Annotated in this window: 8 protein-coding genes and 1 pseudogene; 6 read left to right on the forward strand and 3 right to left on the reverse strand. The window is 56.5% G+C overall.

The window, feature by feature from the left end; genetic code table 11:
- Positions 1–1,242: 1,242 nt before the first annotated feature.
- Together A9513_RS13990 and A9513_RS13995 are read right to left on the reverse strand one after the other, a co-directional pair.
- Positions 1,243–2,403: a site-specific integrase gene (locus A9513_RS13990; RefSeq protein ID WP_043273962.1), complete on the reverse strand. Its 1,161-nt coding sequence runs from the start codon at positions 2,401–2,403 to the stop codon at positions 1,243–1,245.
- A complete protein-coding gene (locus A9513_RS13995) occupies positions 2,396–2,656 on the reverse strand; it encodes a helix-turn-helix domain-containing protein (protein WP_051879434.1) in 261 nt (86 codons plus the stop codon). Before A9513_RS13995 ends, A9513_RS13990 begins: the two co-directional genes overlap by 8 nt.
- A gap of 143 nt (positions 2,657–2,799) precedes the next feature.
- On the opposite strand from A9513_RS13995, the gene pilM reads away from it, so the two are divergent.
- The 6 genes from pilM (at position 2,800) to A9513_RS14015 (ending at position 6,616) form a co-directional block, all read left to right on the forward strand.
- On the forward strand, positions 2,800–3,240 hold the full coding sequence (pilM, locus tag A9513_RS34880; RefSeq protein ID WP_081884773.1) for a type IV pilus biogenesis protein PilM: 441 nt from the start codon (positions 2,800–2,802) through the stop codon (positions 3,238–3,240).
- 922 nt (positions 3,241–4,162) lie between these two features.
- Positions 4,163–4,540, forward strand: a complete 378-nt coding sequence (locus tag A9513_RS36040) for a hypothetical protein (RefSeq protein WP_065085034.1) — start codon at positions 4,163–4,165, stop codon at positions 4,538–4,540.
- Positions 4,541–4,612: 72 nt separating this feature from the next.
- Positions 4,613–4,792, forward strand: a complete 180-nt coding sequence (locus A9513_RS34890) for a hypothetical protein (RefSeq protein ID WP_081884772.1) — start codon at positions 4,613–4,615, stop codon at positions 4,790–4,792.
- Between the two features lie 459 nt (positions 4,793–5,251).
- Entirely contained in the window at positions 5,252–5,743 is a 492-nt protein-coding gene (locus A9513_RS14005; protein WP_043273959.1) for an STY4534 family ICE replication protein, read from the forward strand.
- A gap of 131 nt (positions 5,744–5,874) precedes the next feature.
- Positions 5,875–6,036, forward strand: coding sequence for a hypothetical protein (locus A9513_RS36045; protein WP_168187664.1), 162 nt, complete (start codon positions 5,875–5,877; stop codon positions 6,034–6,036).
- Positions 6,037–6,322: 286 nt separating this feature from the next.
- Positions 6,323–6,616 (forward strand): hypothetical protein, encoded by a 294-nt coding sequence (locus tag A9513_RS14015; protein ID WP_051879432.1) that lies wholly within the window; start codon positions 6,323–6,325, stop codon positions 6,614–6,616.
- Between the two features lie 257 nt (positions 6,617–6,873).
- On the opposite strand, the pseudogene A9513_RS35485 reads toward A9513_RS14015, so the two are convergent.
- Positions 6,874–7,024: pseudogene (locus A9513_RS35485) on the reverse strand (IS30 family transposase); the annotation flags it as partial.

The raw sequence follows: 7,024 nt of genomic DNA on the forward strand, positions 1-7,024 counted from the left end.
TTTCCATTCTGTTCTGTACGTTGCGGCGCTGCCATTGACTAGTGCATCACCATGTTATTAGACGCYACCTTGCCAATCCGGTGTGTGGGCAGCAGGGGGAAGCATCAATACCTTTAGCGTGAGTTGTACAGGACCTGTGGGACGCTTTCAATCGGACTGCGCCGCGACATGCCCTGCACCATCAAAGTTAATCTCCGGGGGCTGTACAGCTCCAAATATCAACTGGGAAATAAATTCCTCGCAACCGAGCGGCAGTAATGGCTGGTACTGTTTGGCAAGCGAGGACTATGGGAGTGGCTGGTATAACTTCAGCGTTACTGGCTACGCTATTTGCTCAAACTAGAAGGGGCTTCGCCCCCTTTTTCTATATATAGAATCTATGCCTTTAGTCCAGGCAGACCGCTCCGCACACTTGAGTTTGCGAAGATTGATTCCCATCTCTCAAGTGCATAAACCAGCTCCCCCCGAATGAATAAATTTGCAGTCGTTATCCGTCCCGCCAGGGCCGCCTACTTGACCTAGCGTGCAAAACTTATGAGCACCAATATTTGTAGTCCTATCACAGATGGTGCAGGAGTCAGTGTAAGAGGTAACGACTCCTGCAGACTCAGCTCGCCACACACCGGATTGGCAAGGTGGCGTCTAATAACATGGTGATGCACTAGTCAATGGCAGCGCCGCAACGTACAGAACAGAATGGAAACTTCCACTTCCACCAATTGAAGTGGCGAACGAACCTCTAGCTGCCACACATGAGGTGTCGCTCCCACAGTCAAAGCCATATCCGAAATAAGAAGGATTGGGTGAGGTAGTCGTCAACATAGTCCCGGAGAAACGGCCACCGTCGAGCATTCCAGTGCCACGAAACAGCACCCCACTGCCATTCACCGTCATGAAGTAACAGCCCTGCGTGCCTGCTGATTGCCATACTGCGGATTGGCAAGGCTGTCAGTTGCGCGCGCAGAATGCGATTCGTTGATCGGTGCCGATAGCTGCCTTCCAGATGCTCTGGGTAAACCCTGGAGGACAGCCGATATACGGGTTATACCCTTGGCACCAAGAACCGAGACTGCCGCCGTTTGTGGCGTAGCCGCAGATGGTTCCACTCGGCACGTCTCCTCCATTAGAACGCCACACACCGGATTGGCAAGGCTGTCGCAAAGTCGTCAGTTTTTTGCCAACAAACTATCCTCCATGCCTTACACGACGGCCCCTCGACCTTTGATTAGGCTCACGCCTCACCTATAAAAAAGTGTGAGGCTGGGCGAGCGAGATTGCTCGACTGGCCAGTGGATCCAGCATGAAGATTCTGCTCTCGTCGACAGTGTCCAAGTATTGGTCAGGCGGTGGAACCGTGACCTTATCTCGTATCGACACCATCAGCTTGCGTAGGAGCTCGTCCTGAGCTCGCTGAAGTGCCTCAGCTTCACTTGGTGCCGTGACGCTCAGCCCATCAAAGTCCAGCACGCGAATGGTTATGCCATCAGTCGAGGTGTCGGCGATGGCGGGGTATGGGATCAGGTGGTCCAGCACGACTTGTTGTCCCCTACCGCGGTTGCCTTCCAACTTTTTCACAAGCCTGGCAGCCTGCAAATGGGTGTAGCGCTTCAGCATTGCGAGCGATTTGTGACCGGTGATGGACGCGATCTCCATGACGTCCATCGTGTTGAGCTCGAACAGTCGAGTTGTCGCTTCATGCCGAAGGTCATGGAAGTGAAGGTCCAGGATGGCCAATCTCTGCAACATGATTCGCCAGGCGGACTTCAGGCCATTCGAGGTGTAGCAGAACACTCGACCTTTGGTTTTGACTCCCAACCTGGTCAGTGCATCCCTCGCCTTTAGGCTCAACGGCACGTCACGCTTCGAGCCATTCTTGGTTTCTGGCAGGTGAGCGACGCGACGCTGCAGGTTGATGTGCTCCCATTCTAGCTTGAGTAGCTCGCCTTGCCGCATTGCGGTTTCCAAAGCCAAGACGACCAGGGAGAACAACTCCTCGGTAGGGTGGGCGTGGCAGTACCGCAGAATCCGCCGCTCCTCGCGCGGCAGAAGCCGGCGATCACGACCAGGTGGCGCTTTCGGCTTACGTACGTTGGTGACGGGGTTGGTATCGCAGGCGCCCCACTCGATTCTCGCCACATCGAAGACATGCGAGAGCAAAGACATTTCCAGTCGCACCGTCGCCGGGGAAATCGTTTTCCCTGTCCTCTGGCTGACCTGTGCCAAACGATCATCACGGTACTTGGCGATGTCGGGGCTTTGAATTTCGCGCATTTGCCGCCCAGCTAGTTCTGAGCGCAGCAGGCTCGCAAGTCGGTAGCTTTCCTGGGCGTAGCCCTTCTTCAGGATTGAGACTTTCGAGCGGTAGAGCTCAAGCCCTTCGCGGAGGGTTAGATCGTTACTCATGGACCTCTTCCAGCTTGGCCTGCGTCATGATGGCCAGCTGGCTAAACGGAATGTCCAATGCACCACAGAGGGTGAAAACGGTATCTAGCGTGGGAGACTTCTGGCCGCGCTCGAGCAGACTGATGTATGTCCGGTCGAGACCAGCCTCGAACCCCAGAACCTCTTGGGATAGACCACGCGCCTTACGCAGCTCTGCCAAAGCAGCACCGAAGGCTTTATTGTGATCCCCAGTTGGAACAGGTTGGCGTGCCAAGAACTCGACCTAAGCGCAAAGGTCGAATTCTGGAATCGCCCTCCTTCATCGTCTGCGGACTATAGTCTACAGACCGATTGCCTCCCCGATTTCCGGCCGTTACGATCGAGCGACCCTCGATATACTCGACCCAAAGGCACCGCATGTACTTCTACTGGATAGCTCTTACCATCTTGATCGTTGCCGGCGGGATCATGAGCCAGGTTCAGCACCAGGACGAAGTCACCGCTGATGCAGCGACGGTCGATACGCTGAGCCGAAGCATGTTGGTCTATCGATCAGCGGCTGCTGAATATGCACGCAACAATCCTGCGTTTGCGGGAGTTCCTGCAGACACAGCGCTCAGCCTCCCCAGCTGGTACTCGAAGCCCGCAGGAGTAACGTCGTATCTCTCAGGTGGATCAGCGTACACCTACTACACAGGCAACACGCCTGCTGGCCTGCCTGCCGCTCTGGTCGACAGAACCCAGGCTACGACTGTAGGCGTGAAGCGCTCCGGCACACTGTTTTCACCTACCGCAGGCAATACCGGAATCAGCATTCCGGCCGCCGTGCCCGATGGTGCTGTTGTGGCCGTCAACTGACGCCCGGCTGGCTTGAGAGTCGCGCCGCGCCTTGCATCAGCGCCGACGTACCAACATAATGACATCAAACAGGTTTCACCCCGCTGGCTACTGACGGTCATCATGTAGCGCCCAGGTGTCGGAGGTTCGCCTCGATACCAAACCAAAAGCACGCTTAGCTCCGGGAAGGGCGTGCGGATCTGGTTGGAACTCTCCCTGTGTCTCCCTGCTCTCTCTAGTCGCGCAGCCGTCTAACTCGTGATGACCGAGTTCAAAGGCATATAGGGTTTCAAGAGGTTCGGCGCATCGTAATCTGAGGGCCACACCGGTGTTGTGGCCCATCCTTTTTCCCCTCCCCTTGGGTAACCTGATGGCCTTGAACTTCAGGGGCATGAGGCTACCCAAAGGGTTTCGTTTTCGTGGCCGGTGGCCCGCCGGCGAAAAGCAGGGTTCCTTTTGTGCGCGGATGCGTGCCAATTGTTTGCTGGCCATAGCCACTAAAACCGGCCAGGTGATGAGAATCGTCGTTCAATGCCCAGGGATCGACGTCTGTCACGGTGGCATCTTCTTCCTGACTTCGTTCCTTCGAACTCAGCCGGGGGCGGCTACTAGACATGGTTGCCCTCGGCTCGCTGTTCCCCATCGCCCTCTGCTGTCCCCCCTCCTTGCCCGCTCCAGTTCCTCCCTCCGCTTGACACCCTCTCGACATTCCCCCAATGATATTTGCGTGATCTGCTGACGTCGTCAGCGACATGCCCATGCAACTTGGACCCGAAGAGTTGCGACACCTCTTGGTGTTGGTCCATCCCAAGACCGCTTAGCTTCTGGTAGCGCGGTCGATCGATTTCGGTCGATAGAAGCACCTTCCGCCAACCCAGCGGGGAATTCACTTCCCCGACGGGGCCAGTGTTTCTCCGCATTTTCAACCTGCAGGAGAAACACCATGTCCACGCCGTCCCTCAGCTACCGCTTCGGTGAAGCTCTCGGAACCGTCACTCGGGAATTCCTGCGTGCGGTACAACAACCCCGGCCCAAAGCCATCCCTCGCCCGCACCTACGGCATCATGAGCCTGCAGCACCGCACCCCTCGGGTGACGTGCTCGAGTACATGTGCCAAGTCCCTGCGATCGCTCGCCTGAGAAAGGTGAACCTCGCCGACTGGTACGAGCAAAACACCCGTGAGTGTGCCCCGGAAAAACCCAAGCGCACCCGCAAACGCAAAGCCGTTGTTAAGGCCTTGCCCAGCAGTTCTTCCATCCCAGTCCTGAAAATGGGCCCCCTCAACGACCTGATTGCGCCGGTTGATTCCTTGACCTGCTAATCGATATCCGCCACTCACCCGGCTGGGAAACCTCCCTGCCGGGCGGTTTTCCAGCTGATTCAAAGGAAAACCATGAGCCCTGCAAAACTGTCTGCAATCGCAGAAGACCTGCGAAAGATTGGTACTACAGCCGTAGCCGCAGGTTTGATTGGCATCTTTCTCGGAGAGCACCGCATCCTGACTGCCCTTGCGCTGTCTGTTGGTGTGGTAATCTGGTCAACAGGTATCTACCTGACTCAGGAGGAATCTTGAGATGAGCCAAACGACTTTCGGCGTGATCATGCTGACCGCCCTACTCGTAGTGTGCTTGTCGATGGCAGCTTGGGCTGACTGGCCCAATCTCAAACGTAAGCTGACAAAGCTTAATCATCGCCACCGCCCACATTGACACCGCGCCCCTCCTTCCGAGGGGCTTTTTCATTCTGGGGGCTTGACAAGTGCAACTGGCATTTCCATTCTTGGCACCGTGAGCTGCTGATGTTGTCAGCAACCCCGCCCCAGCAGTCATGATCTGCAAGACTGCGACACCACAGGTGTTGATCCCCCCAAGATCGCCTAGCTTCCGGAAGCGCGATCAACCTGGTCCAACCAGGTGGAAGCTCCCTCACCCAGCTCCAAGCATACCCACTAAGCTCTAACCCTCGCGGGGAATACTTTCCCCCCATGGGCGAAGTGTTTCTCCGCTTTCACTTTTGAAACTGGAGAAACCCCATGAGCAACCAAACCCAAGACACCAAGTTCTTCGATCTGCATACCTCCGGTATCGGTTACCTCAACCGCATCCGCGAAGTGCCCATCCGTAAGGGCACCCCCCTTCTCGCCGTTACCGTCGCAGCCCTTCGTGGCTCCTCGGACGACGTCGAATACTCCTACATCGACTGCAACGTCGTCGGCGCCGAAGCTGAAAAGCTCGTTCGCCGCTGCCAGCAGGCCGTAGACGCCGGCAAGAAGGTCCTCGTGGCTTTCCGCATTGGCGACATTCGGACGGAAGCGTTCACCTACGAAAAAGGCGAGAAGAAAGGTCAGGCCGGCGCAAGCCTCAAAGGCCGGCTGCTCTTCCTCAACTGGATCAAGGTGGATGGCGAAACCGTCTACGAAGCTAAGCCCAAGGACAGCGTGGATCAGGCCCCCCAACAGGCTGGTCCTGCTTCCGATGCTCCTGCAGCTGAGCAACAGCAGCAAGGCGATCAGTTCGCCGCTTGATCGAATCCAAGGCGCCCCCAAGGGCGCCTTTTACAACCTACGCACTGCGCTGATTGTCATCGCGAACCCATCCGGGGGGCACCATTTCCCCCCAGGGGCATGGTGTTCTCCAAATTAATTTGGAGATCATCATGAATTACGCCCAAGCCGTTGAAATGCCCGCTCTGCCCGAAGTTGAAGAAGTAAGCCTGACCGACATCGAGGATGAACTGCTCAACAGCAGCCACTTCTGCGACATGGCCTGGTTGATCTTCTCCAGCCCGAGCACTGATGCAGCCGTTCTGACCGCTTAATACCACGGGCACCGCAAGGTGCCCTCCCCCTTCCCCAGGGCCAATGCCTTGGGCATGCGGCTCCGGATCACCAGGAGAACATCATGTCCTTCGGAAAATTGGCTCTCGAATTCTGTGACGAACAACTGCCGCTTCAGGTCCTCGAAAGCGGTGCCGGCTACTACATCGGCACCTGTACGGCACCTGGACGCAGAGAGCACATACCTAGCTCGATGTGCCTCGCACTTTTCCCCTGACGGGTTCATCACCCGCCCGGGCTGGTGAACCTCCCCATGGAGCTTCACCAATGAACAGAACCTACCCTGAGCGTCTGCCGGCGTTGCTTGCTATTGCAGAGCATGCAGCTCGTTCCGATTTCCACTACTGGCTAGACGGAGGTGTCGTTGATGAGTTTGGCGACGCCGGACTCAGCATCTTGCTTTATGACATTCAACCGGCGATCGAGGCCCTTGCTCAAGCTGATTTCGAGCATGGCTGCGACTCATCGGACTCCCCAATTCTTCAGCAATATGCCCTGGTGAAGTGCTATCAGACGGCAAGAAGCGTTGAAGTGAAACTGCACGCCCGCGCGACCGGCTAACTGCGCCACACCTTACAAACCCATCAAGGGAGCTCCCTTGATGGGGGCTGCTCCTTCTCACCTAGGACCCGCCATGAGCACACCGAACCCTTTCCTCGACAACCTGTGCCGGTACCGCGTCGAGCGTCTGCTTCAAGTCAAATACTCGAACAGCGAAGTGCCGTGCAATCGAGCGATCCATAGCAGCCAAGCACATTTGAAGGACCGAGAGGTTCAGTGCAAACCCTGGGCGGTTGCAGAAGCTGAGTGCAACACGGTTACTGGATTGAAGCAGGTGCATCATGCTGCAACGCCACTACCTCTGTCATGACCTCAATCGGGCATTTCCAATTGAAGGGCTTGCGCGGTCGGATGTTCAGTTCGTAGGCAATGGCATCCAACTGCTCCTGGCTGTACACCGACAAGTCC

Source organism: Pseudomonas sp. AU12215, from assembly GCF_001675465.2.
Taxonomy (GTDB): Bacteria; Pseudomonadota; Gammaproteobacteria; order Pseudomonadales; family Pseudomonadaceae; genus Pseudomonas; species Pseudomonas nitroreducens.

Excerpts from the sequence above, each read along its gene's own strand:
- A9513_RS14015 (WP_051879432.1), top strand. The coding sequence starts at position 6,323 with ATGAACAGAACCTACCCTGAGCGTCTGCCGGCGTTGCTTGCTATTGCA.
- A9513_RS36040 (WP_065085034.1), top strand. The coding sequence starts at position 4,163 with ATGTCCACGCCGTCCCTCAGCTACCGCTTCGGTGAAGCTCTCGGAACC.
- pilM (WP_081884773.1), top strand. The coding sequence starts at position 2,800 with ATGTACTTCTACTGGATAGCTCTTACCATCTTGATCGTTGCCGGCGGG.
- A9513_RS13990 (WP_043273962.1), bottom strand. The coding sequence starts at position 2,403 with ATGAGTAACGATCTAACCCTCCGCGAAGGGCTTGAGCTCTACCGCTCG.
- A9513_RS34890 (WP_081884772.1), top strand. The coding sequence starts at position 4,613 with ATGAGCCCTGCAAAACTGTCTGCAATCGCAGAAGACCTGCGAAAGATT.
- A9513_RS14005 (WP_043273959.1), top strand. The coding sequence starts at position 5,252 with ATGAGCAACCAAACCCAAGACACCAAGTTCTTCGATCTGCATACCTCC.
- A9513_RS36045 (WP_168187664.1), top strand. The coding sequence starts at position 5,875 with ATGAATTACGCCCAAGCCGTTGAAATGCCCGCTCTGCCCGAAGTTGAA.